The sequence below is a fragment of the Chryseobacterium nakagawai genome (assembly GCF_900637665.1).
Taxonomy (GTDB): domain Bacteria; phylum Bacteroidota; class Bacteroidia; order Flavobacteriales; family Weeksellaceae; genus Chryseobacterium; species Chryseobacterium nakagawai.
Genome location: NZ_LR134386.1, coordinates 4,015,203 through 4,041,239, shown reverse-complemented (window position 1 = coordinate 4,041,239; position 26,037 = coordinate 4,015,203). Strand labels below are relative to the sequence as shown.

The following is a 26,037-nucleotide window of genomic DNA, read 5'->3' as shown; positions in this document are numbered from 1 at the left end:
AAATTGCCCAAGTTAAGTGTACTTATTTTTCCATAAAGTACACTTCCTCATAAGGTTGAATCAGTACCCATCCATGTCCGGAGAACTTCATCTGGAACTCTTCGCCACTTCCTCTTCCGATAAGGCTTTTAAAAGAAACATTTGTCTTCAGTTCCGGGCTGAGATTTCCGGACCAGGCAACTGTGGCATTTGGATCTGTGAAAACCGGTGTGTCAGGAGTCACCAGTAAAGTTAAAGGATCGCCGTGTGTGGTAATCGCAATATGTCCGCTTCCGGAAAGTTTTACCTGAAAAAGACCACCCGACATCATTCCAGCGATACTTTTCAGCATGGTAATGTCACTTTTTACGCTTTGTTCATGAGCCAGTACGTCATTTCCATTTACACAAACGGATTCATTATTCAGGTAAAGGATACGAACTTTCTTGCCAGAGTCTGCTACATAGAGTTTTCCAGTACCTTCAGCCTTCATCAGTTTACTTCCTTCACCACTGATGGCTTTTTTCAAAAGGTTACCAATACCTCCTGCCAGCATTCCCTGTCTTTCGAAATTGATATTTCCCACATAGCTTACCATACTGCCTTTTTTCGTCCATACCGCTTGATTATTAAGATTAATTTCTAAAAGGTGCTTGGTTTCCAGTTCAAAATAATCTCTCTGTTGTGGATTCTCTTTTGTTTCGTTGATAAATGCTTCAATTGAATATTTGCTCATATTAATGAATAGTTTTAGAGTTGTTATAATATTTCAAATAGAAGGGAAGATTCTGTAGACCTCTCTTTGTTTCTTTTTATTATAGAAATGAGATGCGGATCGTTCAGAAAGTAATTTTGCCAACTAATTCCATCAATCTATTTTATTTTTTGACTAAAATAAACTTTTTTAACGTAAAAACTCCCATGTAATCATGGTTTTACATTTGATTGCAAATAATACTTGACAAAGGGGTGTTCAATGTCGTATATTTGCACTCCGAAAATTACACCTTGTAATTTCAATAATTTTTAAACCGTAATTTAAAAAATGAAAACATCAGATTTTAATTTTGATCTTCCTGCAGAATTATTGGCAGAACATCCATCAGAACACAGAGATGAGGCTAGATTAATGGTTCTTGATAGAAAAACACAAACTATTGAGCACAAATTATTCAAAGATGTAGTGGATTATTTTGATGAGAGTGATTTATTCATTTTCAACAACACCAAAGTTTTCCCTGCACGTCTTTATGGAAATAAAGAAAAAACAGGTGCTAAAATCGAAGTTTTCCTTTTAAGAGAGCTTGATAAGGAAACTAGAGTTTGGGATGTTTTGGTAGATCCGGCAAGAAAAATCAGAATTGGTAACAAATTATTTTTCACTGAAGATGAGTCTTTGGTAGCTGAGGTTATTGATAACACTACATCAAGAGGAAGAACATTGAGATTCTTATTCGACGGTTCTTACGATGAATTCAGAACAAAACTGAAGGAATTAGGAGAAACTCCACTTCCAAAATATATCAAAAGAGCAGTAGAGCCAGAAGATGCAGAAAGATATCAGACAATCTATGCTAAAATAGAAGGAGCAGTAGCTGCACCTACAGCAGGGCTTCACTTCTCTAGACATTTGATGAAAAGATTAGAGATTAAAGGGATCGATTTTGCTGAAGTTACGCTTCACGTAGGATTGGGAACTTTCAACCCAATTGAGGTAGAAGACCTTTCTAAGCATAAAATGGAATCTGAAGAGATCATCATTGATGAGAAAAATGCTGCCATTATCAATAAAGCAGTAGAATCTCACAGAAGAGTTTGTGCAGTAGGAACTACAACAATGAGAGCACTGGAAACTTCCGTTTCTTCCAATAAAAAAATCTCAGCGTTCAATGGTTGGACGAATAAATTCATTTATCCACCTCACGATTTCGGAGTTGCTAACTCTATGATTACCAACTTCCACACGCCGAAGTCTACATTAATTATGATGATTGCTGCATTTGCAGGAAGAGATTTTATCATGCATGCCTATGAAGAAGCCGTAAAAGAAAAGTATAAATTCTATTCTTATGGTGACGCAATGTTAATTCTATAAAAAGTAAAAAGAGCCAAGTTAAAAGTAATACAAGTGGGATGAAACAAGATGATTTGCTTACAAGAACTTTTACATTTGGAGTTAATTGTCTTAAATTTTTAAGAAAACTTCCAAATGATACTGAAAGTAAATTAATAAGGTTTCAACTTGGAAAATCAGCTACAGAGAAAGTAATTTTTGGCTTCGAGTTTTAGACAAATTAGATGGCTATGATTCTGAAGAATTTAAATACTTATTGAATGAGAGTAACAAATTGAAAAACATTTTGGCTACAATAGTCAACAATACTAAACTTTAGAACTTTTTACTTTTAACTTGGCTCTTTAATATTATGAAAGATATCCGTATATTATCACTAGATCAGCTTAAAGAATACTTTGTATCTTTAGGAGAAAAGCCGTTTCGTGCCAAACAGGTCTACGACTGGTTATGGAGTAAAAATCTCCATTCGATCGATGAAATGACGAATCTTTCGAAATCTCTTCGTGAAAAAATTGCCGAAGAATATACCATTAATCCTGTTTCTGTAGATCTTCTTCAGAAAAGTACCGACGGAACTATCAAAAATGGAGTGAAACTTCATGACGGACTATTGGTAGAGTCTGTTCTTATTCCAACAGAAACAAGAACAACAGCTTGTGTATCTTCGCAGGTAGGTTGCTCATTGAATTGTGAATTCTGTGCTACTGCAAAACTGAAAAGGATGAGAAACCTTGAAGTAGCAGAAATTGTTGATCAGGTTGCCCTGATTGACAGCCAAAGCAGAATGTATTTTGACAGACCACTTTCCAATATTGTATTCATGGGAATGGGAGAACCCATGATGAACTACAAGAATGTAGTAGAAGCCATCAGAAAGATCACTCAACCGGAAGGATTAGGAATGTCTCCAAGAAGAATTACCGTTTCTACATCCGGAATTCCTAAAATGATCAAAATGCTTGCTGATGATGAATTGCGTGTAAAATTAGCGCTTTCTCTTCACTCAGCTATCGAAGTAAAACGTAATGAAATTATGCCTTTCTCGGATAAATTCCCGCTAACGGATATTATGGAGGCACTTCAGTATTGGTATCAGAAAACAGGCTCCGTAATTACTTTTGAATACTGTGTATGGAAAGGTATTAATGATGGAGATGAAGATATCAAAGCTTTGATCAAATACTGTAAACAGGTCCCTTCAAAGGTAAACCTTATTCAATATAATCCGATTGGTGACGGAAAATATGACCAATGTAACAAACAGGCAGAAGAAAATTACATTCGCCAGCTTGAAAACGCAGGAATTACTGTAATGGTCAGAAGAAGCCGTGGAGGTGATATTGATGCTGCTTGTGGGCAGTTAGCCAACAAAAATGCGGATTAAAATTTCCTTAAAAAAACCTTAAAATCCCCTTAAAGCATCGCTTAAAACCCTACCTTTGCACAAAATTATTTTGTGATGATGGAGTATTTTATGAGCGAGAACGGGCTAGAAAATGTATATGCATGGTCAATTCCATTGCATGCTACTGTTATTTTAGCTGAGATGATTTACAGCCACGTTTCAGAGGCGAAGTTATACAGTGGCAAAGACCTTGTTACAAATGTTTATCTTGCTTTGATGAACTTTGGTCTGGATTTGATCATGAAGGCGTTTGCAATGGGGGTAATGTTTTTCTTTTACAGCCACAGACTTTTTTCATGGGATCTTAGCATCTGGTATTTACTGGCTTGCTTTATAATCACTGATTTTGCTTACTATGTCCTGCATTATGTGGATCACCGCTCCAGAGCGTTTTGGGCAGTTCATATTACGCACCATAGTTCAGAATTCTTTAACCTTACAACAGGATTTAGAAGTCCTGTATTGCAGCCGCTTTATAGGTATTTATATTTTTCACCATTAGCATTTTTAGGATTTAATCCTTGGCATATCATGGTAGCATATGCTATTGGACAGGTATATGGAACATGGGTACATACACAAACGGTTAAAAGTATGGGATTCTTAGAGTATATTCTGGTAACTCCTTCTCACCACCGTGTACATCACGCTTGTAACATTAAGTATCTGGATAAAAATATGGGAATGTGTCTCATTGTCTGGGATAAGATATTTGGTACGTTCCAGAAAGAAGATCCGAATATTCCTGTGAAATATGGAATTTATCCAAAAATGCCGGACAACAGACCTGATACGGTACTCTTCTATGAATGGAGAAAAATTTGGAAAGACCTTAAACAGCCAGGACTAAAATTCACAGATAGAATCAACTATATTTTCAACTCACCGGGATGGAGACATGACGGAACCGGAAAAACCGTAAGACAATATCAGAAAGAATACTTTGCAAAACAGGAAGAGAAAGAACAGGCAAAAAATCAGAAACAACAGAAAACTGCTTAATTTCAAGAATAAAATCAATGAAAATCTATAAGGAAAGACGAGCCAAAAGCTCGTCTTTCTATTTTTTTGAAGCTTATAAAACCATAAATAAGAAGCAACATAAGATATTTAGATAAATAACCTGAACCCGTATCTACTGAAATTTTTCGACTTTCAAATTGTAAAGCCCTCCAACTCGACAATCTTCTGTTTAAACTAAAAGTCCTATTTTTGCACCATGAAAAGAACATTTCTGCTATTGGCTTTTCTTGCCTTTCAAACTGCATTTTCTCAAAAGACCGATTTCCTGAAAATTAAAAAGTATAGAATTAATTATTTGGATGATAAAATCCAGGAAACTTCCGGACTGAATTTCTTTAATGGGAAACTATATACCTTTAATGATAGCGGAAATGCTCCGGAATTGTTTGAAATCAATAAAGCCTCAGGAGAAATCATTAAAACCTTAAAAGTAAATGCTAAAAATACAGATTGGGAAGCCCTTACAAATGATGGCAGTAATTTCTATATTGGGGATTTCGGGAACAATGACGGAAGCAGAAGGCATCTAAGCATTTATAAAGTTCCTTTCCAGGGAGATAGTTTACAAAATGGCCAGGTAAAGGAAATTAAATTCCATTATCCTGAGCAGAGTGATTATGGATCAAGCTATTTCAAGACCGATTTTGATGCAGAAGCGATGGTTTATGCCTATGGAAAACTTCATGTCTTTACCAAAGAATGGGTGTCAAAATCAACAGTACATTATATTATTGATCCTGAAAAAAATGAAAAACAGGATGCAGTAAAGGCGGAAACCTATAAAACTCATTTTATGGTAACGGATGCTGCTTACTTCGATAAAAAGCTTTATTTGATAGGGTATAGTAAGAAGACAGAAGTATTTTTAGATATTTTTACAGAAACTGAACCGGGAAGATTCTTTAAAGAAGCCCCTAAGCACTATTATTTAGGAAGTGCTTTATCAATAGGGCAAATTGAAGGGATTGCAGTAGATGAAACAGGGATCTCCATTTCAGGAGAAAAGTTTAAATCTCCCTTAGGAAAGACAAAGCCTTCTCTTTATTTTATCCCAAAAGAGCAACTCATGGATTAATTTTCGCTTAAAATTGAGCGAAAAAAATTATCTTTGTGAGAATTAATAATTATTCACCCAGCATTCGCAGATTGTGGCAAATACAGTAGAAGAGATTAAACGACCGATCAATGATGAAATGAAACTTTTTGAACAGAAGTTTTATGAGTCAATGCAGAGTAAAGTAGCTTTATTAGATAAGGTAACCCGTTTTATTGTTACTACCAAAGGAAAGCAAATGCGTCCTATGTTTGTGTTTCTTTGTGCCAAGCTGGTAGGAAATGTTACTGAAAAAACGTATCGTGGAGCTTCTATGATTGAGCTAATCCACACGGCTACTTTGGTACATGATGATGTGGTGGATGAAAGCTTTAAACGTCGTAATTTTTTCTCTATTAATGCTTTATGGAAGAATAAGATTGCTGTTCTGGTAGGAGATTATCTATTGTCAAAATCAGTGTTATTATCTACAGATCACAAAGATTACGATTTATTAGGGGTTATTTCAAGAACAATTCGTGAAATGTCTGAAGGTGAACTTCTTCAATTGGAGAAAGCCCGAAAACTGGATATTACAGAAGATGTTTATTATGAAATTATCCGTCAGAAAACAGCAACTTTGATTGCTGCCTGTTGTGAAATTGGAGTATTGTCTAACAGTACAGATGAGGTACTTGCCAAAAAAATGCAGGATTTCGGAACTTTCACAGGAATGGCTTTCCAGATCAAAGATGACCTTTTTGATTATTTAAGCTCTAATGTGATTGGTAAGCCGGTTGGAATTGATATTAAAGAAAAGAAGATGACTCTTCCTTTGATTCATACTCTTAAGGTAGCCAGTGAAAACGACAGAAAATACTATTTTGATACCATCAAGCGTTATAATAACAATCCCAAAAGAGTAAAAGAACTGATAGAGTTCGTTAAAAACTCAGGTGGACTGGAGTACGCTATCACTGTAATGAAAGATTTCCAGCAAAAGGCAAAAGATATTCTGAATGAATTCCCAGAATCTGAAGCAAGAACATCTTTACACATTATGCTGGATTATGTAATTGAGCGGAAATTTTAAATTAAATAATTTCGAGGGTTACAATAATAACGGCTAGAACTATACAAAATAAAGCAATTAAAAATAAATAATCCGCAATACTCTCAAACGAGTATTCCCGCTTTTTATTCCCTGTTCTGATCGCCAGAAAAGAAAAAAAACAGCTGCAGGCAAAAAGGATGCAGGCAAGCCCTGCAAATTCGTCTAAATATGTATTGTGGCTGATCTTAGCGATCTTTAAAGAGGTGATGATAATCAATGAAAACCCTAAAAGATTGCTTGATGCATTCAGGATATGAGGTGATTTTTTTTCCATCTTTTACAATTTTTTTCAAAATAAAGCACAATTTTTTTTATTATCAAATTTTTAAAAAAGATTATTAAAAATTAAAATTAATTTAAAAAGTGTATATTAGCGGAATACTTGAAGAACAAAAACTTTTTTACTTAGCTATGCAAACAACCTATATTGAAACACAGCAAATATCCTTCCAGGACTTTAAAAATCAAATACTTGATGATTACAGGTTAGGAAGAGTTTCTCGTGAGATGTCTTATCTCGGAAGGAGAGAAGTACTTACTGGAAAAGCTAAATTTGGAATTTTTGGGGATGGAAAGGAACTTCCTCAGCTTGCAATGGCGAAGGTTTTCAGAAATGGAGACTTCCGTTCAGGGTATTACAGAGACCAGACTTTTGCATTGGCAATTAATGCTTTAACGGCAGAAAGTTTCTTTGCACAGATGTATGCAGATACCAGTGTGGAAAGAGAGCCGGCTTCAGCAGGAAGACAGATGAACGGGCATTTTGCAACAAGAAGCTTAAATGAAGACGGAAGTTGGAAAGATTTAACGGCACAGAAAAATATTTCTTCCGATATTTCTCCTACCGCAGGACAGATGCCAAGATTATTGGGATTAGCTCAGGCTTCTACTATATATAAAAATGTAAAATTTGACGGTTCTGAGAAGTTTTCAAGAGAAGGAAATGAAATTGCTTTCGGAACAATTGGTGATGCTTCTACAGCAGAAGGTCATTTTTGGGAAACACTGAACGCAGCATGTGCGCTTCAGGTTCCTATGATCGTTTCAATCTGGGATGACGGATACGGAATTTCAGTTCCTACTAAAAACCAGAGAGCAAAAGCTGACATCAGTGAAATGCTAAGCGGTTTCCAAAGAAAGGAAGGGGAGAACCAAGGCTGTGAAATTATTCAGGTGAAAGCTTGGGATTATGCAGCATTATTAGATGCGTATGCTAAAGCAGAACATTTTGCAAGAACAGAAAGTGTTCCTGTAGTAGTACATGTGGTAGATGTTACCCAGCCTCAAGGGCACTCTACATCAGGATCTCACGAAAGATATAAGAATGAAGCACGTTTAGCTTGGGAAGCTGAGTTTGACGGATTGGTGAAATTCAAAGAGTGGATTCTGAACTATTCTATCGAAATTGATGGAAAAGAAGAAGTAATTGCTACTGCAGAAGAATTGGAAGCTATTGATGAAGACGCTAAAAAAGTAGCTAAGGCAGGGCAAAAAACAGCTTGGGAGAACTACCAGACTGCCATCAAAGAATTAATTCAGTCTATTGTTCCTTTAGTAGAAAACCTTAAAGGTCAGAATACGGAAGTAGAAACAGCGCTTACTCACTTCAACAAATTGGTTTCAAAAGCGAAGAAAGATGTATTTCATTTAGCAAGAAAAGCTTTATTAGCAACAAGAGGTACCCATTCTGCAGAAAGAAATCAGTTGATGCAGAAATACAATGAAGCCTCTGAAATTGAAAAAGACAACTATTCATCTCACTTATATTCTCAGTCTGAATGGAAGGCTGAAAACATTCAGGAAATTAAGCCTGTTTATTCTGACAGCTCTGAAGATGTAGATGGAAGAGTCGTGATCAGAAATAATTTTGATAAAATCTTTGAAAAATATCCTGAAACATTAATCTTTGGAGAAGATACCGGAAACATCGGTGACGTAAACCAAGGATTAGAAGGTATGCAGGAGAAATACGGAGCATTGCGTATTGCTGATACCGGAATTCGTGAAGCGACAATTCTTGGACAGGGAATTGGTATGGCCATGAGAGGGTTGAGACCAATTGCTGAAATCCAATATTTAGACTATGTTCTTTACTGTCTACAGGGAATGAGTGATGATTTGGCAACAGTACATTACAGAACCAAAGGAGGACAGAAAGCTCCATTAATTATCAGAACAAGAGGCCATAGATTGGAAGGAATTTGGCATTCAGGTTCTCCAATGGCGGGAATTCTTAACCTTTCAAAAGGTATTTTAGTATTGGTACCAAGAAATCTTACGAAAGCTGCCGGATTCTACAACACAATGCTTCAGGCAGACGAACCTGCGATCATCGTAGAATGTCTGAACGGATACAGATTAAAAGAAAAGCAACCTGATAACTTAGGAGAATTCACTGTTCCTGTAGGTAAAATTGAAGTGACTAAAGAAGGAAAAGATGTTACTTTGGTAACTTACGGTTCTACTTGGAGAATTGTAACAGAAGCTGCTAATGAACTAGAAAAATTAGGAATTTCTGCAGAAGTGATTGATATCCAGTCATTAATTCCTTTCGATTTATCTCACGAAATTGCTCAAAGCGTTAAGAAAACAAACAGATTGGTAGTGATTGACGAAGATGTGGAAGGTGGAACTACTGGATTTATCTTACAGCAGATCTTAGAAAAGCAAAAAGCTTTCAGATATTTGGATTCAGATCCGTTAACGATCTCTGCTAACGATCACAGGCCAGCGTATGCAAGTGATGGTGACTATTTCAGTAAGCCGTCTGCAGATGATATGGTAGAAAAGATCTACGCTATGTTTAATGAAACCAATCCTCAGAAATATCCAGCGATATTCTAATTAGGATGAAAGATAAATATGAACCGCTTCCTTTTGGAAGCGGTTTTTTTGATTATAATACCCAGATTATCAGATGGAAAATTGTGTTTTTATAAGTAATTATTCAATTTTGTTTTTGTTATGATAAAAAATAGATGCATTTTTATAGTGAAAACGCTATCCATGGATTACAATAAAAAATTATTTCAATTATCACTTTTGTTTTTAAGTGTTTTATTATATTCTCAATCAGACAAAAAAGAGGTTTTGCAGGGGAGTTTTACCTATTTGCTAAAGGCTAAAATAAATACACAGACTCCTGATTATATACATGAAGAATTTTTCTCATTGCTCATAGGTGAAAATCGTGCTTTCTTTGCTAGTACCCAATCTCTTAAAAAGGATACAGTGATGGCAAACTCTATTGTATCGACCAAAAATCCTGATGGAAGTATAGTCATGGGCTTCAAAAGTGGTACATCATTACCAAAAACAAAATTTCAATATACCATTATACAATCCAATGAAAAAGTACAGTACTTTCAACAGGTTGGAATGTCAGTGCTTACTTATAAAGATCCTGTAATAGGGAATTGGAAGCTTGTAGATGAAACAAAAATCATCAATACAATGAACTGCGAAAAAGCAACAGTTACCTATAAGGGAAGAAACTGGATCGCTTGGTATTCAGCTGAAATTCCACTCCCTTACGGTCCATATAAATTCAGTGGATTACCAGGTTTAATTATCAAAATAACAGATGAAAAAAACGAGTATGATTTCGAACTCGTAAAATCTATACCAACTTCTGCATTGGAGGGAAAATGGGTTAATATAAAGAAAACTAGATATACTGAAGCTATTGAGACTACCCAACCGAAATTTCAACAGGCCCTAAAAGCGAATAATGAAAATATTGCAGCTGTATTGGCAAGTTCTGGAACTACTATCCTAGGTGGCCAGGAAAATATCAATCAAAGGCCAAAAGAACTGGATCTCAATAGAAAATATTTAAATCCTATAGAACTGGAATAACTGATAGTTTAGATAGTAGGCTGCTTGTTTCAAGCAGCCTACTTAATATTAATCCTGTTCAGATAAAGTAATTCTTAGTTTATTCAAAGTACTCATCAAAGTGATACTTGAAGTCAATTCTGTAATTTCCCTTTCTGTAAAATATTGTAATAATTTTTCCCTGATTTGCAGCCAGTTATCATTGTTGTAGGTGATGGCTTCTGTCCAATTCAAAACAAGCTTTTGCTCTATATCAAAGACTTGGGTATGTTTCCATCCTGGCAATCTGTTAATGATATCCTGTTCAACTCCAAAATGAAGCAGTTCTTTAGCATGATAGCTACAGCAGTAGGCGCAGCCGTTGATTTGAGATACTCGTAATTCTGCTAAGGCAATCAGCTTTTCATCAATACCGGATTTTCGGATGCTGGAATGAGCTTTATACAGATGACCAATGGTTTCTTTCGCTATTTCTTTATAATTCATAATGTAAATTCTTTCTGCAAATTTGAATCAGAAATAGTTGGGAAACTATATACTTACTTTTTCGTGTTATACTAACCTTTTGGAAAGTGTATTATGAAATACCAAAGCTGAAATTTGTACATATGAAGTAAGGAATATCAAAAACTACCATGAAAATTACCTCTTATCTATTTTTTGTGTTATTACTATATGAAGAATGGTTCCTATATGCTTTATTCATAACATTTCCAGTTTCAGTCTCAGATATGCTGATTCTAGAATCTTATGGATTGTTTTTATAATCAGTTTGTGATGTTTCTTACTGTATTTACTATCACTATTTCTAAAAGGCAGAAGTTTAGATTAATGAAAATTATTTAGTGAATCAGACATTCGCAGCCTTTTTCTTTTCCTTAATCAATTCAATACAATCATCTGAGTAGGTTCCTTTCACCTGATATTTTGCTTCCCATTCTTCCAAAAGATACAAAATAGGTAACAGGGCTAACCCTTTTTCTGTAAGTGAATATTCTACCCTTGGCGGAAGTTCCCTGAATTCTTCACGAATTACTAAACCATCAGACTCCATTTCACGTAGTTGATCAGTTAAAACTTTTCTGGAGATCACATTAATACGTACAGCAAGTTCTCCAAAACGCAGCTTTCGGTCTTTAATTACCAATACAATAATCGGTTTCCATTTGCTTCCCAGAGCAGCCATTGCCTTACCTAAAGGGCAGCTATATTGCATTAATTCATTCTTTTTCATACGTTACTTTAATGTTACTAATGTAAGTTACTGCGAAGTTACCACTATTTTTTCAATAAAAGATACAAAAACGAACTATTATTAGTTACTTTGTGTAACAATTATAAAACAAGATTTTAAATATGAGTACATCATCATTATTTAAACCGTTTCAATACAAAAATTTACAGCTTAAAAATAGAATCGTAATGGCTCCTATGACCAGAGCACAATCTGATAATGGAGTTCCAACACAGAAAATAGCTGATTATTATGGAAGAAGAGCTGCTTCAGAAGTAGGATTGATTCTTTCAGAAGGAACTGTTATCAACCGACCGGGCTCAAAAAACCTGCAGAATATTCCGGATTTTTATGGAAAAGAAGCTTTGCAGGGTTGGAAAAACGTAATTGATACCGTACATCAGAATGGTGGAAAAATGGGACCTCAGATCTGGCACGTTGGAGATACCAGAATGTCTGAAGATTACCCGCTATTACCAATGGAAAAAGCTTCAACGATGACTATTGAAGATATTCAGGATACTATTGCACAGTTTGCTGCCTCAGCAAAATCCGCGAAAGATCTTGGTTTCGACTGTCTTGAAATTCATGGAGCGCATGGCTATCTCATCGATCAGTTTTTCTGGGAAGTAACCAATACAAGAACAGATGAGTATGGTGGCAAAACCTTAAAGGAAAGAAGCCGTTTTGCTGTTGATGTAGTAAAAGCAATCAGAACTGCAGTAGGAGAAGACTTTACTATTATTATTCGTCTTTCCCAATGGAAGCAACAAGATTATAAGACTAAACTTGCTCTTACACCCAATGAAATGGAAGATTGGCTATTACCACTAAAAGAGGCAGGAGTTGATATTTTTCACTGTTCACAGCGTCGTTTCTGGGAACCTGAATTTGATGGTTCTGATTTGAACTTTGCAGGATGGGCCAAAAAAATCACTGGGCAGCCAACGGTTACTGTTGGTTCTGTAGGCTTAAATGGAGATTTCCTGAATGCATTTGCTGGGCAAGGAACTGAAAAAACGGACCTTACAGAATTAATAAGAAGACTAGACAATGAAGAATTTGATCTTGTTGCGGTAGGACGTGCTATTTTGCAAGACTATCAGTGGGTAAAAAAGATCAAAGAGGGAAATACAGGAGAAATTCTGGACTTTACAGCAGAAAGTATGGGCGTATTATTTTAATATGAATGATGAATAGCTAATGAGCTTCGCTGTCAATTTTTTAACAGCATATTTTATTCGCTTGCGAAGCAAATTGATCATTCACTATTCATATTAATCATCATAATTCACTTTATTTTATATTTAATTTTCACCTATTTATTAAAGAGCCGGCTTTCAGAATTTTCTGAAAGCCGGGTTTATTTTTTTAGATTTTTCCTAAAGATCCATACAATCAACATTGGTATTCTTTTGATACGCAGCTCCAATAGGCAGGAAACCCATTTTCTGCTTTATAACGACAAGCTCTTGATCCCGGTTCACATATAGGAGCATTTCCTCCATTGATACTCTTTAATTCTGATTTTACTAATTTTTTTAGATTTTTCATATTTAGGTTTGTATAGGTTGAAAAGATTATATTTTCTAAATCATCCAGATTTTTTTAGGTATAAAATAAATCGTTTTTTGGACTTAGAATTTGTTTTTAACGTCTGCATCCGTATGCAGCAGGTACACAAACCCAATAAGCAGGATAGCCATCTGCCGCAGGATATCTGCATGCTATTTCTCCAGATTCACATAACGGAGCATTTCCTCCATTAATTTTCTTTAAATTTGACTTTGAAATTTTTTTTAAATTTTTCATGAGTAATAATTTGTAGGTTGGTATTATAAATATTGATTTGATCCTTTTAACGAATTAAGGACACTCTGCAGTTTCAGAAATACATCTCCATCGTTGAGATCCGTCTTTGCCGGTGTAGTAGCATGCTTGGGTTCCTGTTGGGCATTCCGGAGCATTTCCACCATTGATTTTCTTTAATTCTGATTTTGCTAATTTTTTAATATTTTTCATATTGTAGTGATTTGTTTGAGGTTACAAATGTAATATTTTTTATTAATCTTGCAATACTTTGTTTGAAATAGTGCGAAGGGTTTAAAAATTTGCGGTTAGAAACGTTTTTTGCTTTATTTGTGTATCAGTTAATTTTCAAATTGAAGAATTTAATAATATGGCAGATAAATGTTTATTACTTACATTACTATTTCTCTTAATGTCCTGTCAACAAGAGGTAAAGAAAACAGAGTTTCAGGCTGTAGAAAAAAAAATTCCGGAACAGAAAAAAGAAGAATATAATATTGAGAGTCAAAAAATAAAAGCCGATACTATCATCACAAAATCAACGATATTGCTGTTAGGTCCTGATGATAAAGAGGTAGAGGAAATCAAAAAGAAGCAGGGAGAAGATAATTTCTATACGATTGCTGATGACGCTAACTATTATTCGGCAGAAATATTTGAAGTTGCCCCTGAAATCATTTATACGGGTTATAAAATCATTGATTTCCCAAAAGAAAACTATGTGTTTAATAAAAATAAATCTGAAAATAAATGGCTGGTCATTGATTATACAGTAGGTTCTAAGCCTAAAATATATTCTTTGGCAGATTATTATCATTATGTAACCGAAGAAAAATAATCTTCAGATAGATAAAACAAACGCGCTACCATAATGTTGGTAGCGCGTTTTTAACAGATTTAAATATCTAAAACTGTCATACCAAAATGACAGAAGTGATTTCTTATAAACCAATATTTTTAGTTGGTTTCAATTGCTTTAGAATATTCTTTGGAATTGCGTTCTTATGAACCAAAATAGCAGTCGACTTATATTCAACATATGGTCTTGTTACATACAGGTATCCTGCAAAGTCATTGGTTACTCCCCAAGAGTTTTTTACCATATAATATTCCTTACCAGTCTGATCTTTTGCTAATCCTACGATATGCATACCGTGGTCATCCGTTGTAGAAAGGTTGTTAAGTCCTTTTTGGCGCATATCTTCAGTGATGGTTTTGTCTTTTTTAGGCTCTGTAAACAAAGTCTGTTTGTTCTCTGCGTTGATTTGGTCTAAATCCATATCCGGAACATAAGCCACTCCATTTTTATAAGAGAAATAAGGCTCAGAAACATCAGTTGCCCAACCTACAGAATATCCTTTAGTCACAGCATTGTCAATGATTGCTGTAAGGTCTTTCATTGGAACATTCCAGTCAGAATCGTGGCTCCAGTTGTCTGGAATTGGAACTACAAACTTCTGGTAGTAAGCATAATCTTTGTAAGAAGATAATTCTACATAATCCTCAGCATTGATTCCTACTACTTCTTTAGCAAAAGTTTTAGGAGTATAGTTTTTTCCTTCATAGGTAAAGTTGGCAGGCACTTTTCCTAGATATTCATCAAGAATAGAATCTACAGAATCCATCCAGTTGTCAGTAAGCTTCCCTTTAGAAGAAGCCTGAACAAGGCTGTCAAGAACCGGCTTTAATTTTCCTTGCATTTCCTTAAAGTTGTTGGTTGTCTGTCCAGCTTTTAATCCTGAATACACATCCTGAGGAACTGCACCGTACTTTTTGTACATGTTGATTACATCGTGAAGTTCTCCACCGTCACCCCAGCTGATCGCTCCGTTATTTAAAACATATAACTTCGCTTTATCATGGTAAGAGTTTCTTGCCGTAAAGATTTCAGCAAGATCTACAGGCTTTTTACCCATTCTCTGCATTTCAGATTCAAGGAAAGAGTTTCCTGAGTAGCTCCAACAAGTTCCAGATGAACCCTGGTTCTTTACAGAAGTAGCACCAACGTCTTTTAACGTTGTGAACTGAAAATTAGCATTTTGTGAGTGGTTGTTTTTTAACTTGTTGATTAAGTCATCTTGGGCAAACATCATACTTCCTGCAGACAAAACAAAAAGTAATGATGCAATTTTCGCATTTTTCATTACTATAAAAAGATTATTTACGTTAATAGTCGTTATTAATAAAGATTTGTTACAAAGCGAAAAGTTAAATTTAAATTAAAATATTGTTGAAAAAAGCAAATAAGCTAATTTTAAAAATAATCTTTTGTTCTAAAAAAGTTGACCATGTTTCCAACCACAGCTAAAGTTCCTGCATCTATTATAATATAACTTCTGACAATGGAAAGAGAATTATTAATAGAATGCCAGCGTAACGATCGCAAAGCACAGCGGAAAGTTTACGAGAAAATGGCGGGTAAGCTGTATTCAGTTTGCAAACGTTATTTGAAAAACGATGAAGATATAGAAGAAGTATTGGCCGATACCTTCTATAAGATTTTCACGAAGATAAGCCAGCTTCAGAATCCGGATACTTTCGAAGCCTGGGCAAAAAAGATTGCAGTAAATGAATGCCTCCAGAAATTAAGAAATAATAAAGCCTTATTTATTTCATTGGAAGAAAGTATGAATGAACCTTCAGAAGGATCTTCAGAGCATATTTCCTTTGAAAAAGATATTCTGAATCTGCTCAACTTTCTTCCCGAAGGCTGCAGAGCCATTTTTAATCTTTTTGCAATTGAAGGATATCCGCATAAAGAAATAGCTTCTATGCTTTCCATTAGCGAGGGAACTTCAAAGTCCCAGCTCAATTTTGCGAGAAAAAAACTTCAAGAACTTTTGGTGAATCAAAACATTTAAATTTTTACAACAATGGAAAATAATCATATTGATCAACAATTCAATGAAGCTTCTAAACTTTCAGAAGAACCAACTTTTTTTCCTGGTTTTGATACAGTTTGGGACAAAGTGGAAGAAAGATTAGATCAGAAAAAAGAAAAAAAGAAAATCATTCCTGTCTGGTTTCCTTATGGGATAGCAGCAAGCCTGATGATAGGAATAGGTGCTTTATATTTCCTGAATAAAAAAGATAGGGAGCAACCCGTAAAACAGGAAATGGCAGAACACAAAATATTACCGGAACCGACAGCCGATGATCATATTGCCAAAATAGATCATATAACAAAAGAAAATATTCAGAAAGAGAAGAATAAAGAGTATCCTAAAATAGAAAAGGCAATAGTATATACTAATAATGTTCCGGAGCCATTAAGAGTACCTAACCCTGTGTCTACAGCTTACCCTCCGCCAGCTATAGAACGCCATATGGAAACTTCTGACGCAGTAAAGAATATTGATGAAATTGTAGTGACTGGATATGGTATTAAGAAAAAGACCGCTTATACCACCTCAAGTGTAACTACGGTTTCAGAGATGCTAAGCGGAACTGTTGCAGGGCTATCTATTTCTACTCCTGGAAAAGATAACAATATAAGGATAAGAGGGCTGAGCAGCATCAAAGGAAGCACAGAAAGACCATTGGTGGTGGTTAACGGAATCCCTACAACATTAGATGCTTTGAAAGATATGAATCCTAAACGTATTAAAAAAGTATCTGTCCTTAAGCCTGAGGAAGCAGCAACATTATATGGAAGTAAAGCCTTACATGGAGTAGTCGTGGTAAAAACAAAACGTTTGCGACGGGCTGAAAAGGAGAAATTGGAAGAACTGTACTCAAAAAGTATAAAAGAATTAGATAAAAAGCAGGAAGAAAAGGAAAAAGAACTTCCCAAAGCAGGGCAGCTCACTGCAGGAGAAGTGAATGATTTTTCTAAATGGGAATATTGGAAAGATATAGCCGTTCCAAGTCTTGAAGAATACAAAAATGCCTGGAAATTTTATCCGGACAGAAGAGTTTCTGTTCAGTTGACGAACAAAAATAAGAAGCCCGTCATTGGGGAAAAAGTGAAATTACTGGATGATCAGAAAAAAGTGATCTGGGAAGCTGTTTCAGATAACCTGGGAAATGCAGAACTTTGGATCAGTCCAATAGTAGGAGAAACCCCAGATTCTAAAAATTACTATTTGTCTGATGCTTCCGGACAGATCATCAGTAATAAAGTAAATGAATTTAAAAATGGTCAGAATCTGATTGTTTTGAATAAGCCATGCCTGGAGAAAAGGAAACTGGATATTGCTTTTGTTGTGGATGCAACAGGATCCATGGGAGATGAAATCACTTATCTGCAGTCTGAATTACTGGATGTTCTGAGAAAAGTAGAAACTAATTTAAAAAATTCTGAAATTAGATATGGCTCCGTATTTTACAGGGATAAAGGAGATGAATATATTACTAGAAAGTTTGATTTCTCTGATAAAGCTGAAGATCTAATTCAGTTTATCAAAAATCAGAGAGCAGCCGGTGGTGGCGATACCCCTGAAGCGGTAGTAGAAGCACTACAGGTTTCCATTGATGACTTGAAATGGAGCCCGGAAAATTCCACTAAAATTATGTTCCTGATTTTGGACGCCCCGCCACATCAGTCTGAAGAAAATATTCAGAAGCTCTATGATAAAATAAAAAAAGCTGCTCAAAAAGGGATAACAATTATTCCATTGGCTGCAAGTGATACCAATAAAGAAACCGAATATATAATGCGGGCCTTTGCACTGCTTACCAACGGAACGTACACATTTCTTACCAATGATAGCGGGATAGGAAACAATCATATTAAGCCTACCATAGATTCTTATGAAGTAGAAAAACTGAACAGTCTTCTGCTAAGACTGATTCTCCAAAGAGCGACCCTTCCTGAATGTACAGACGGTATCTCTAACGAGAATATCAATAAAAAAATGGAAACAGAAATAGATCGCCAGGTAGATGCGAAAACTGTGATTTTTCCAAATCCGACAAAAGGAATGATCAAAATAAGAACAGCGAATAAGATTGAAGAACTATACATCTATGATCTGGCTGGAAAAATAATCATGCGGAAAGAAAACTTGGAAGAAGGTAAAAACACAATCGATATGACCTTGTATCCTCAGGGGATTTATTTAGTTCGTGTCCGAACTAATAATAACTGGGAGACTTTTAAGGTCATCAAAAATTAATTTGAAAAAGAGAAAAGAAATTTCCCACGGAAATTTCTTTTTCTTTATTTTAGTAGTCATTACCATGAAGATGAGAAAAAACTATTTACTGTTGCTGCTGCCGTTTACTGTTACGGTATTGCAGGCGCAAAATTCAACCTTATATTATTCAGGAAAATTTTTAAATCATAAAGATAGACCACAAAACTTTTTAAAAGTCTACAATAAAAACAGTGGTGTATATGAATTAACTGATGAAGAAGGATTTGCAATCATTGCAGCCAAGCCTTATGATACCTTAGTCTGGAATCAAGGGAAAAGTGCCCAGGTGGTTGTATCTTATCAGTTAAGAGAATTGAAAAATATTCTTGAAAGTCAGGTAGAGAAAAAAAATGTACAGGAGATTTACAGTAAAACATATGACAGTCTGGTTTCACAAAAGAATCATGATAAATTTAGTATTGAGAATGCCTCAACAATTCTAAATAATAATTCCGATAGATATTTTAGCACTGTAAGAAAGCTTAAGCAGAGAAGAGACAGTATGTATGTTCTGAAAGAGCAAAAGAAATGGACGTTATTATTGAATGGCGGATTTACCTCTTCTTTGGATGTAAAAAGTCATAATGCCCTGCCCGCAACCCAGAACAGATATGTACAAGGCAGATCCAATAATGGAAACTTTATATGGAATGGACCCGAGATCCATGAAGTATTTAGCTTTGGACCTGATATTTCTACCTTAGCTTTTGATGGAATCCCTTATCAGTATGATCAGAACGGCAGATTGGTTCCTTTAGCTGACGGAAAAAAACAGGCCATTATTTATAATAATAACCTGTTTAAAACGATGGTTGGATATAACAATCAGCTTAATATCAATACAATTATAAAACAAGGATATAAGGAGATATTTCGGTTTTCATTGGATTTGAGACAGCAGAAAAATCAATTATACTTCATTGACCAGTTTAATCTGAATAATTCTATTAAAACAAGGCTGAACACAGATTTAGGAGGCTATTTGGTGAAGTTTTCCTTTAATTATGAAGAGAATAAGGCAACAAATACCAATAGGATAGGACTTTTCAATAGAGCTTTTCAAAATTCTTTACTGACTCCCATTTCGTTTTCAAATGCTCAGCAGACCTTTTTGGATAATGGAAAGCAACGAAGCTACAGCCAAAATGCCGATAATCCGGAATTCCTTTTTGTACAGGATCAAAAATACCGTTATCAAAACCGGCAGAGGCATTTTGGCCTTAATGCAGATAAAGCCTTTGGTAAATTTAAATTAAATATCGTTCAGTCTTACGAAAGTAATTTCATTTGGAATCTGGATCAATATCAACCATCCACTTACGGATTCAATAATGGAATAACCAATGAAAGGGGACAAAATAACAGGTTATACCACTCCAATATACAAGGGAAATATGAATTGGGCCACTATAATTTTAAGAATGTTTTTAGTCTTAATTTTATTCTGAACGATATCAAATCTGACGTTTACAATAGTCTGACCAATAAAAAATATAACTATCAAAGAACCTCTCAGGACTATATTTTTAATTATAATATGGAAATCAAGTCCGGTGACTTTGAAGCTGATTTTACTCTTGGAAATTCCTTTTATATCTCCAATACATCAGATAAAAACATTTATTGGCTTCCAAAGTCAACAGGGTATCTGCGGTTTAAAGATATCTTTGACTGGTATAACTATGAATTTAAAATCTTAGGAAGTTATAGCCATCTAAGCTCAGAGCCTGAGATTACCCGGTCCTATGCTTCTTATGCCTCCACTTTACTGAAAGCAGAAAATTATTACCGTTATTTCCCCATAGATGAAGTGGAAAGTTTCAAAGGGCTATCCAATATCAATACAAAAGAGTGGAAAATAGGCGGAAAGATCAATTTTGGATATAACATTAGTCTTGAAGGGGAATATTTCAAAAGAAAAACTGAAGACGATGTTTTCCCGGTATTTGAAAACAATCAGTTAAGGTTAAAAAATATGGCAGATCATACGTATAGTGGGTATGAATTTAATTTCGCATATGACAGACTTTTTCTGGCCAACGATTTTTTTGCAACAAACAAAATCTCATTTTTCAAATATAAAGATATTGTAGATCGCGTGAGGCCTGGTTATAACAATACTGCTATTTCAGGATTTCAGGATATTTATAAAACCCTTGCGGAAGGAGAGGTTTTGGGTGCTGTGATGGGAAGTTATTTTGAAAGAACTTCTGATGGGCAGCTGATTATTGATGATTCCGGATTTCCGAAAAAGGCTGCCGGAATGAAGATCATTGCTGATCCAACTCCTGATTTTGTAATGAAATTCAATCATAATTTAGTCTATAAAAGATGGATTTTGGATATCAACTGGGAATGGAAAAAAGGAGGCCAGATCTGGAATGGAACTCAGGCTGTTATGGATTATTACGGACGTTCCTATGATTCCGGAGAAGAAAGAAACCTCAAAAATTATGTTTTTCAGGGAGTATTGGCTAATGGTAATCATAACCAGACTCCGGTGGATTTTTATGATCCTCATCAAAATGTTCATGAAAACAGATGGTCCAGGTATGGATACCTGGGTGTGGCAGAAAACTATATTCAGAAGGCAGATCATATAAGGATTAATACTATTTCACTATCCACTTTTTTTCCTCTGAATAATAGCCAGCGATCTATGAAAATTACGTTGTATGTAGATAATATCATGCTCTGGCAGGCGAATAAAGGAGTAGATCCCAACCAGAATTTCTATGATACTGACAATGGAAGAGGACTGGATTTCTTTAATCTTCCCTCTTTTAAAACATTTGGCTGTATTGTTTCATTCAAATTTTAGCCCATGAATTTCAAATTTATATCATATATCATATCACTGAGTCTATTGTTTTCATCAGTATTTCTGAAGGCACAGAACTCATTTAAGGATTTTGAAAAAGAAAAGACATATATCCAGACCAACCATGTTTTCTATAAACCGGGAGAGAATATGTATTTTAAAATATATGTAGTGCAGGGAAAAAATAACCTTCCTGCAGGAGAAAGCAGGGTAGTCAATTTTGAAATTGTTGACCCTTCCGGAAGTGTTTTAACAAAGTCCAAATATAAAATTAATAATGGCTATGCCAACGGATACTTCTCTTTCGCTGATGATCTGAAGGGTGGGGTTTACAAGATTAGAGCCTATACCAACTGGATGCAAAATGAGGAAGGTAAAAATGCTTTTGAAAAAGAAATTACCTTGCAGAAAATAGTATCTCCAAGGATTTTAATGAAGCTGGATTTTCCTAAGAAAGGATATGGTCCTGGTGATGAAGTCACCGCAGACTTTTCAATGCGAAGTTTGGGGAATTTGCCTATTCCTTTTTATGAAGCGGATTATGTGGTAACTCATAACGGGGAAATGGTTGCCGAAGGCAAGATTATTACAGATAAGGAAGGAAAAAAACTATTGCAGTTCAGACTTCCCAAATCCTTAAAATCATCTGATGCACTTTTAAATATTAAAGTTAATTTTGATGGGTTTACAGAATCTATTTCAAGAAATATTCCTATTGTACTGAACAATCTGGATGTGAAATTTTTGCCTGAAGGAGGAACCTTCATCAAAGGACTAGAACAGAATATTGCATTCAAAGTATTGGATGAATATGAAAAGCCGGTAGATGCCGTTTTGGGTATTTATAATCAGAACCATGAAAAAATAGCTGAAGTTTCCACTTATAATTTCGGGATGGGAAGTTTCTTTTTTACTCCGGAAATAGGAGAAACATATTATGCAAAAGTTGTAAAGCCCGAAAATATCACACAGATTTATCATCTTCCTGAATCTAAAAATAATGGTTTGATGTTGAATATCAAGAAGGAAAATGGAGCACTTTTATTCAAAACGGTGGCTACACAGGAAAAGAATATTGTTTTAAAAGGATTTTTCCGTGAAAAAGAAATATACAGCCGTGAGATTTCTTTAAAAAAGGAGGTCAACATATTGGAGGTTCCGGAAAGAGATCTGCCGGTTGGAATTTGTCGTTTTACGGTATTTGAAAATAATATTCCTCTTGCAGAACGTATTGTTTTTACCAATAAAGATCAGCAGCTGAATATCAAGATAAAACCTGGTAAAGAATATTATCAGCCAAGAGAAAAAGTAGTACTGAATATTGAAACTAAAGATAAAAATAATCAACCTATACCGGCAAATCTAGCCATAAGTGTAGTGGATGATAAGCTTTGGACTTATGCTGATGATAAACAAAATCATATCAGTTCATGGCTGCTGATGGATTCTGAGTTGAAAGGAAAAATTGAAAAGCCTCAGTTTTATTTTGATAAAAAAGAAGGAAAAGCAGAGAAAAGTCTGGATCTTGTGATGCTCACCAATGGATACCGGTATTTTGAACTGATTCCGGATATTGTTAAAACAGGTAAATACAAATTCCTGCCAGAAAAAAGAGGGACTGTATATGGAGTCGTAGAAGATGAAAATAAGAAACCCATTAAAGCCAATGTTTTTCTTGTAGAATCTTATGGAGGCCAGATTCTCAAACAAACGACAACAGAAAACGGCCAGTTTTATTTCTCAGGGATGGAAGGTAGTGATTCTTACAAAGTAATTGCTAAATCCATTCAACCTAAACATAAAGTCAACATCAGAGTATTGTCATATAAATTGGAAATAAACCCGCTTGTTAAGCAAAAATTGAATAATATAGATGTAGAAGAGATTATAAAAGAGGCTGAAGTCAAAGAAAAGCCCAAACCAATACCACCAATAATAAATAGCACTAAGAAGGATACTATTTCTGGAAAAAATATTGAGGAAGTTGTGGTGGTAGGATACGGAACTTTGATGAATAAAAAAACAAATACCTCTTCGGTAAGCATTATTGGCAATTCTGAAATTAAAGATTCTAATTATGGGTCGTTATTACAGGGAAAAGTTGCAGGAGTCACTGTAACTCCGGTTGGAGAGCAGCAAAAAGGAAATTTTGTGGTCAGAGGGACTTCATCAATATCAAACAAAAGTCCATTATTTGTGGTAGATGGAGTTCCGGTAGAAAATTTTAATACAGCCATCAATCCCAATGATATTAACAGCGTTACAGTTTTGAAGGATGCGGCGGCAACAGCCATTTACGGGAGCAGAGCCGTTAATGGAGTTGTCATTATTAATTCATTTTCTAATAGTTTGGCTCAGAATAAGCTGGATATCACCCCTAAATCTTATTTTGCAGTGCTGTCTATTCCTGCAGATAAACTTATCAAATATTCGGTAAATAAAGAGTTTGCCTATCCCGAATATAAAACAACCAATACTTCTTATAGATTTGATTATAGAGAAGCTATTTATTGGAATCCTGTAGTAGAAACCGATAAAGAGGGTAAAGCAAAAGTAGAGTTTTATAATTCAGATGCCAGTTCCACTTTCAGAGTGATGACGGAAGGCATTTCAGCGTCCGGATTGATAGGCAGAGATGAAACCACCTATGCGGCGCAAAGCCTGATCTCTATTGATGCTAAGATTCCACAGTATTTGACAAGAACGGACGAAATGCTTATTCCTGTAGTGATCAAAAATAACTCCAGAGAAACCAGAAAAATGATAATGGACGTTATTGTTCCCAATCATGTAAAGTTGATATCATCAGACAGCCTGATTACTTTAAAACCTTTGGAATCCGGAAGGCTTTACGTTAAAATACAGACCGATGAAGTGGTAAATTCTAATATTCAGTTCATCATAAGGTCTGGAGATTTTAGGGAAACGATGATTCTTCCGTTTAAGGTAGAAGAGAAAGGATTTTTACATCAGTTTTCTTTAATAGATAATAAGACCGAGAAAATTCAGGTTACTATTCCTGAATATATTAATGGGAGCCTGTTTTCATCCTATTATGTATTTGAAAATGCTGCTTTGAAGATGTTTGATGACCTTGAAAGGCTGAAGAGAGAACCTCATGGGTGTTTTGAGCAGTTGTCCTCAACAGTATATCCTAATGTTTTTATTCTGGATTATTTAAAATTAAGCAAGAAAATTGATAGTTCCACAGAAAGCCTTGTGATCAAAAATCTGAAAAAAGGTTTCCAGAAAATGTTAAGCTATAAAAATAAAGACGGAGGGGTTGGATACTTTAATACAGCTGAGTCAGATGTTTCTCTTTCTGCATTTGCTTTACTCGAGTTTACAGATCTGAAAAGACATATTGTGATTGATCCAAAGATTATTCAAGGACTATCATCATTTATTTTGTCAAAAAAAGCAGGGAATGGACTTTTTGGAGTACGAAGATATTATGAGTCCCAAACAGGACCCTACTCAGAATACGATTGGTCAAGAAATATGTATGTTCTCTATGCATTATCTCAGTTAGGCTTTACAACTGAAATTGAAGATTCTTACCAGGTAATGCTGAAAAGAGCCTTGTTGAAAAAAGATTCTTATCAACTGGCTTTATTGGCCAATGCAGCGGCGAATCTTGGGAAGCATCAGGAGTATGATAATTTAATGTTTGCTTTAAATACTCAGTTTGAAAATCAAAAACTTAACGTTGAAACGACCTTTACAGGTTCCGGTGGATATTCAGCCAATGCAGAAACACTCTCATTGTATATGATGGCACTTCAGAAAGATGAAAAACTCAATCAGCAAACTATTGCAAAAGCAGCAGATGAGCTTTTAAGTTACAATGGAGGTTATGGATTTGGATCTACTCAGGCAACAAGTTTGGCTCTACAGGCGTTGTCTCAGTTCTTTATAAAAAATGAAAAGCTGTTTAGAACTGATAGACCTGTTATTAAAATAAACAATGCTTTAGTATCATCTGGTTTAAATATTTCATCCGCCTACAAAACCGGAAATAATACAATGAATATAGATTACCCTTCAGAGACAGGGCTTCTTTATAAGTTAGAATATCAATATTATACTCTGAAGGCTCCGGAAAGTTCGGATATTCCTTTAACCATGGATACAAAATTGATGTCAGAAAACCCCAGAGTAGGGGAAACCAACAGAATGATAGTCACTCTTAAAAACAAATTGAATAATCAATTGCCCATGACTGTCGCTAAAATCGGTATTCCTGCAGGACTGACTCTGCAACCTGCTTTATTAAAAGATTTAATAGATAAAAAACAAGTTTCCTATTATGAGATCTTTGACAATTATCTGGTATTGTATTGGGAACATTTTGATGCTGAAGAAGAAAAAAACATCAACCTTGATCTAAAAGTAGAATTTGCAGGAACCTATACCGGAAAATCAAGCAATGTCTATCTTTATTATATGCCTGAATCAAAATATTGGAACCAAGGTATGAAAACGGTTATTACGCCATAGTATCTCTTAAGTATAAATCAAACCTAAAAACCGTTTCATCAATTATGGAGCGGTTTTTTATGGATGA

21 protein-coding genes are annotated in these 26,037 nt (G+C 35.1%); 13 read left to right on the top strand and 8 right to left on the bottom strand.

All coding sequences use genetic code 11. The features are described from left to right. Positions 1-22 precede the first annotated feature (22 nt). Complete coding sequence (locus tag EL260_RS18230) at positions 23-715, bottom strand: AIM24 family protein (RefSeq protein ID WP_123856815.1); 693 nt, start codon at positions 713-715, stop codon at positions 23-25. Positions 716-1,024: 309 nt separating this feature from the next. On the opposite strand from EL260_RS18230, the gene queA reads away from it, so the two are divergent. The 5 genes from queA to EL260_RS18200 all read left to right on the top strand — a co-directional run bounded on the left by queA (position 1,025) and on the right by EL260_RS18200 (position 6,610). Next, positions 1,025-2,074 (top strand): tRNA preQ1(34) S-adenosylmethionine ribosyltransferase-isomerase QueA, encoded by a 1,050-nt coding sequence (gene queA, locus EL260_RS18225; protein ID WP_123856813.1) that lies wholly within the window; start codon positions 1,025-1,027, stop codon positions 2,072-2,074. Positions 2,075-2,405: 331 nt separating this feature from the next. Beyond that, positions 2,406-3,440: a 23S rRNA (adenine(2503)-C(2))-methyltransferase RlmN gene (gene rlmN / locus EL260_RS18215; RefSeq protein ID WP_123856811.1), complete on the top strand. Its 1,035-nt coding sequence runs from the start codon at positions 2,406-2,408 to the stop codon at positions 3,438-3,440. Between the two features lie 75 nt (positions 3,441-3,515). After that, positions 3,516-4,463, top strand: coding sequence for a sterol desaturase family protein (locus tag EL260_RS18210; protein WP_123856809.1), 948 nt, complete (start codon positions 3,516-3,518; stop codon positions 4,461-4,463). 217 nt (positions 4,464-4,680) lie between these two features. Next, complete coding sequence (locus tag EL260_RS18205) at positions 4,681-5,559, top strand: hypothetical protein (protein ID WP_123856807.1); 879 nt, start codon at positions 4,681-4,683, stop codon at positions 5,557-5,559. A 73-nt stretch (positions 5,560-5,632) separates the two neighbouring features. After that, positions 5,633-6,610 (top strand): polyprenyl synthetase family protein, encoded by a 978-nt coding sequence (locus EL260_RS18200; RefSeq protein ID WP_123856806.1) that lies wholly within the window; start codon positions 5,633-5,635, stop codon positions 6,608-6,610. A gap of 1 nt (position 6,611) precedes the next feature. Here the strand turns inward: EL260_RS18200 and EL260_RS18195 are convergent, their stop codons facing one another. Then, on the bottom strand, positions 6,612-6,905 hold the full coding sequence (locus EL260_RS18195) for a hypothetical protein (RefSeq protein WP_123856805.1): 294 nt from the start codon (positions 6,903-6,905) through the stop codon (positions 6,612-6,614). Positions 6,906-7,042: 137 nt separating this feature from the next. On the opposite strand from EL260_RS18195, the gene EL260_RS18190 reads away from it, so the two are divergent. Continuing rightward, on the top strand, positions 7,043-9,475 hold the full coding sequence (locus EL260_RS18190; protein WP_123856803.1) for an alpha-ketoacid dehydrogenase subunit alpha/beta: 2,433 nt from the start codon (positions 7,043-7,045) through the stop codon (positions 9,473-9,475). A 162-nt stretch (positions 9,476-9,637) separates the two neighbouring features. Beyond that, on the top strand, positions 9,638-10,489 hold the full coding sequence (locus tag EL260_RS18185) for a GLPGLI family protein (protein ID WP_123856801.1): 852 nt from the start codon (positions 9,638-9,640) through the stop codon (positions 10,487-10,489). 48 nt (positions 10,490-10,537) lie between these two features. On the opposite strand, the gene EL260_RS18180 is transcribed toward EL260_RS18185, so the two are convergent. Next, positions 10,538-10,954 carry a carboxymuconolactone decarboxylase family protein gene (locus EL260_RS18180; protein ID WP_123856799.1) on the bottom strand — a complete coding sequence of 139 codons (417 nt, stop codon included), beginning with the start codon at positions 10,952-10,954 and terminating at the stop codon, positions 10,538-10,540. Between the two features lie 364 nt (positions 10,955-11,318). After that, positions 11,319-11,702 carry a winged helix-turn-helix transcriptional regulator gene (locus tag EL260_RS18175; protein WP_123856797.1) on the bottom strand — a complete coding sequence of 128 codons (384 nt, stop codon included), beginning with the start codon at positions 11,700-11,702 and terminating at the stop codon, positions 11,319-11,321. Positions 11,703-11,824: 122 nt separating this feature from the next. On the opposite strand from EL260_RS18175, the gene EL260_RS18170 reads away from it, so the two are divergent. Further along, on the top strand, positions 11,825-12,886 hold the full coding sequence (locus EL260_RS18170; protein ID WP_123856796.1) for an NADH:flavin oxidoreductase: 1,062 nt from the start codon (positions 11,825-11,827) through the stop codon (positions 12,884-12,886). A gap of 214 nt (positions 12,887-13,100) precedes the next feature. Here the strand turns inward: EL260_RS18170 and EL260_RS25670 are convergent, their stop codons facing one another. The 3 genes from EL260_RS25670 to EL260_RS25660 all read right to left on the bottom strand — a co-directional run bounded on the left by EL260_RS25670 (position 13,101) and on the right by EL260_RS25660 (position 13,724). Further along, positions 13,101-13,256 (bottom strand): bacteriocin-like protein, encoded by a 156-nt coding sequence (locus EL260_RS25670; RefSeq protein WP_164466548.1) that lies wholly within the window; start codon positions 13,254-13,256, stop codon positions 13,101-13,103. Positions 13,257-13,352: 96 nt separating this feature from the next. Further along, complete coding sequence (locus EL260_RS25665) at positions 13,353-13,514, bottom strand: bacteriocin-like protein (protein WP_164466547.1); 162 nt, start codon at positions 13,512-13,514, stop codon at positions 13,353-13,355. A 54-nt stretch (positions 13,515-13,568) separates the two neighbouring features. Further along, positions 13,569-13,724, bottom strand: coding sequence for a bacteriocin-like protein (locus tag EL260_RS25660; RefSeq protein WP_164466546.1), 156 nt, complete (start codon positions 13,722-13,724; stop codon positions 13,569-13,571). A 199-nt stretch (positions 13,725-13,923) separates the two neighbouring features. On the opposite strand from EL260_RS25660, the gene EL260_RS18165 reads away from it, so the two are divergent. Then, positions 13,924-14,349, top strand: coding sequence for a hypothetical protein (locus tag EL260_RS18165; protein WP_123856794.1), 426 nt, complete (start codon positions 13,924-13,926; stop codon positions 14,347-14,349). A 103-nt stretch (positions 14,350-14,452) separates the two neighbouring features. Here the strand turns inward: EL260_RS18165 and EL260_RS18160 are convergent, their stop codons facing one another. After that, complete coding sequence (locus EL260_RS18160) at positions 14,453-15,655, bottom strand: C1 family peptidase (RefSeq protein ID WP_123856792.1); 1,203 nt, start codon at positions 15,653-15,655, stop codon at positions 14,453-14,455. Positions 15,656-15,853: 198 nt separating this feature from the next. Here EL260_RS18160 and EL260_RS18155 point away from each other — a divergent pair, with 198 nt between their 5' ends. From EL260_RS18155 to EL260_RS18140, 4 genes are read left to right on the top strand one after another with little or no spacing between them, the layout of a single operon-like run. Further along, positions 15,854-16,372 carry an RNA polymerase sigma factor gene (locus tag EL260_RS18155; RefSeq protein WP_123856790.1) on the top strand — a complete coding sequence of 173 codons (519 nt, stop codon included), beginning with the start codon at positions 15,854-15,856 and terminating at the stop codon, positions 16,370-16,372. A 12-nt stretch (positions 16,373-16,384) separates the two neighbouring features. Next, positions 16,385-18,628, top strand: coding sequence for a T9SS type A sorting domain-containing protein (locus EL260_RS18150; protein ID WP_123856788.1), 2,244 nt, complete (start codon positions 16,385-16,387; stop codon positions 18,626-18,628). 1 nt (position 18,629) lies between these two features. After that, positions 18,630-21,470, top strand: a complete 2,841-nt coding sequence (locus EL260_RS18145; RefSeq protein WP_123856786.1) for a hypothetical protein — start codon at positions 18,630-18,632, stop codon at positions 21,468-21,470. 3 nt (positions 21,471-21,473) lie between these two features. Continuing rightward, the gene (locus EL260_RS18140; RefSeq protein WP_123856785.1) at positions 21,474-25,970 is read left to right on the top strand and encodes a TonB-dependent receptor plug domain-containing protein; all 4,497 of its coding nucleotides are present in this window, start codon (positions 21,474-21,476) and stop codon (positions 25,968-25,970) included. The last annotated feature ends 67 nt before the right edge of the window (positions 25,971-26,037 follow it).

Coding starts and splice junctions, on each gene's coding strand:
- EL260_RS18155 (WP_123856790.1), top strand. CDS start 15,854: ATGGAAAGAGAATTATTAATAGAATGCCAGCGTAACGATCGCAAAGCA.
- EL260_RS18205 (WP_123856807.1), top strand. CDS start 4,681: ATGAAAAGAACATTTCTGCTATTGGCTTTTCTTGCCTTTCAAACTGCA.
- queA (WP_123856813.1), top strand. CDS start 1,025: ATGAAAACATCAGATTTTAATTTTGATCTTCCTGCAGAATTATTGGCA.
- EL260_RS18185 (WP_123856801.1), top strand. CDS start 9,638: ATGGATTACAATAAAAAATTATTTCAATTATCACTTTTGTTTTTAAGT.
- EL260_RS25660 (WP_164466546.1), bottom strand. CDS start 13,724: ATGAAAAATATTAAAAAATTAGCAAAATCAGAATTAAAGAAAATCAAT.
- EL260_RS18180 (WP_123856799.1), bottom strand. CDS start 10,954: ATGAATTATAAAGAAATAGCGAAAGAAACCATTGGTCATCTGTATAAA.
- EL260_RS18190 (WP_123856803.1), top strand. CDS start 7,043: ATGCAAACAACCTATATTGAAACACAGCAAATATCCTTCCAGGACTTT.
- EL260_RS18140 (WP_123856785.1), top strand. CDS start 21,474: ATGAATTTCAAATTTATATCATATATCATATCACTGAGTCTATTGTTT.
- EL260_RS18210 (WP_123856809.1), top strand. CDS start 3,516: ATGATGGAGTATTTTATGAGCGAGAACGGGCTAGAAAATGTATATGCA.
- EL260_RS18160 (WP_123856792.1), bottom strand. CDS start 15,655: ATGAAAAATGCGAAAATTGCATCATTACTTTTTGTTTTGTCTGCAGGA.
- EL260_RS18165 (WP_123856794.1), top strand. CDS start 13,924: ATGTCCTGTCAACAAGAGGTAAAGAAAACAGAGTTTCAGGCTGTAGAA.
- EL260_RS25670 (WP_164466548.1), bottom strand. CDS start 13,256: ATGAAAAATCTAAAAAAATTAGTAAAATCAGAATTAAAGAGTATCAAT.
- EL260_RS18230 (WP_123856815.1), bottom strand. CDS start 715: ATGAGCAAATATTCAATTGAAGCATTTATCAACGAAACAAAAGAGAAT.
- rlmN (WP_123856811.1), top strand. CDS start 2,406: ATGAAAGATATCCGTATATTATCACTAGATCAGCTTAAAGAATACTTT.
- EL260_RS18195 (WP_123856805.1), bottom strand. CDS start 6,905: ATGGAAAAAAAATCACCTCATATCCTGAATGCATCAAGCAATCTTTTA.
- EL260_RS18150 (WP_123856788.1), top strand. CDS start 16,385: ATGGAAAATAATCATATTGATCAACAATTCAATGAAGCTTCTAAACTT.
- EL260_RS25665 (WP_164466547.1), bottom strand. CDS start 13,514: ATGAAAAATTTAAAAAAAATTTCAAAGTCAAATTTAAAGAAAATTAAT.
- EL260_RS18175 (WP_123856797.1), bottom strand. CDS start 11,702: ATGAAAAAGAATGAATTAATGCAATATAGCTGCCCTTTAGGTAAGGCA.
- EL260_RS18170 (WP_123856796.1), top strand. CDS start 11,825: ATGAGTACATCATCATTATTTAAACCGTTTCAATACAAAAATTTACAG.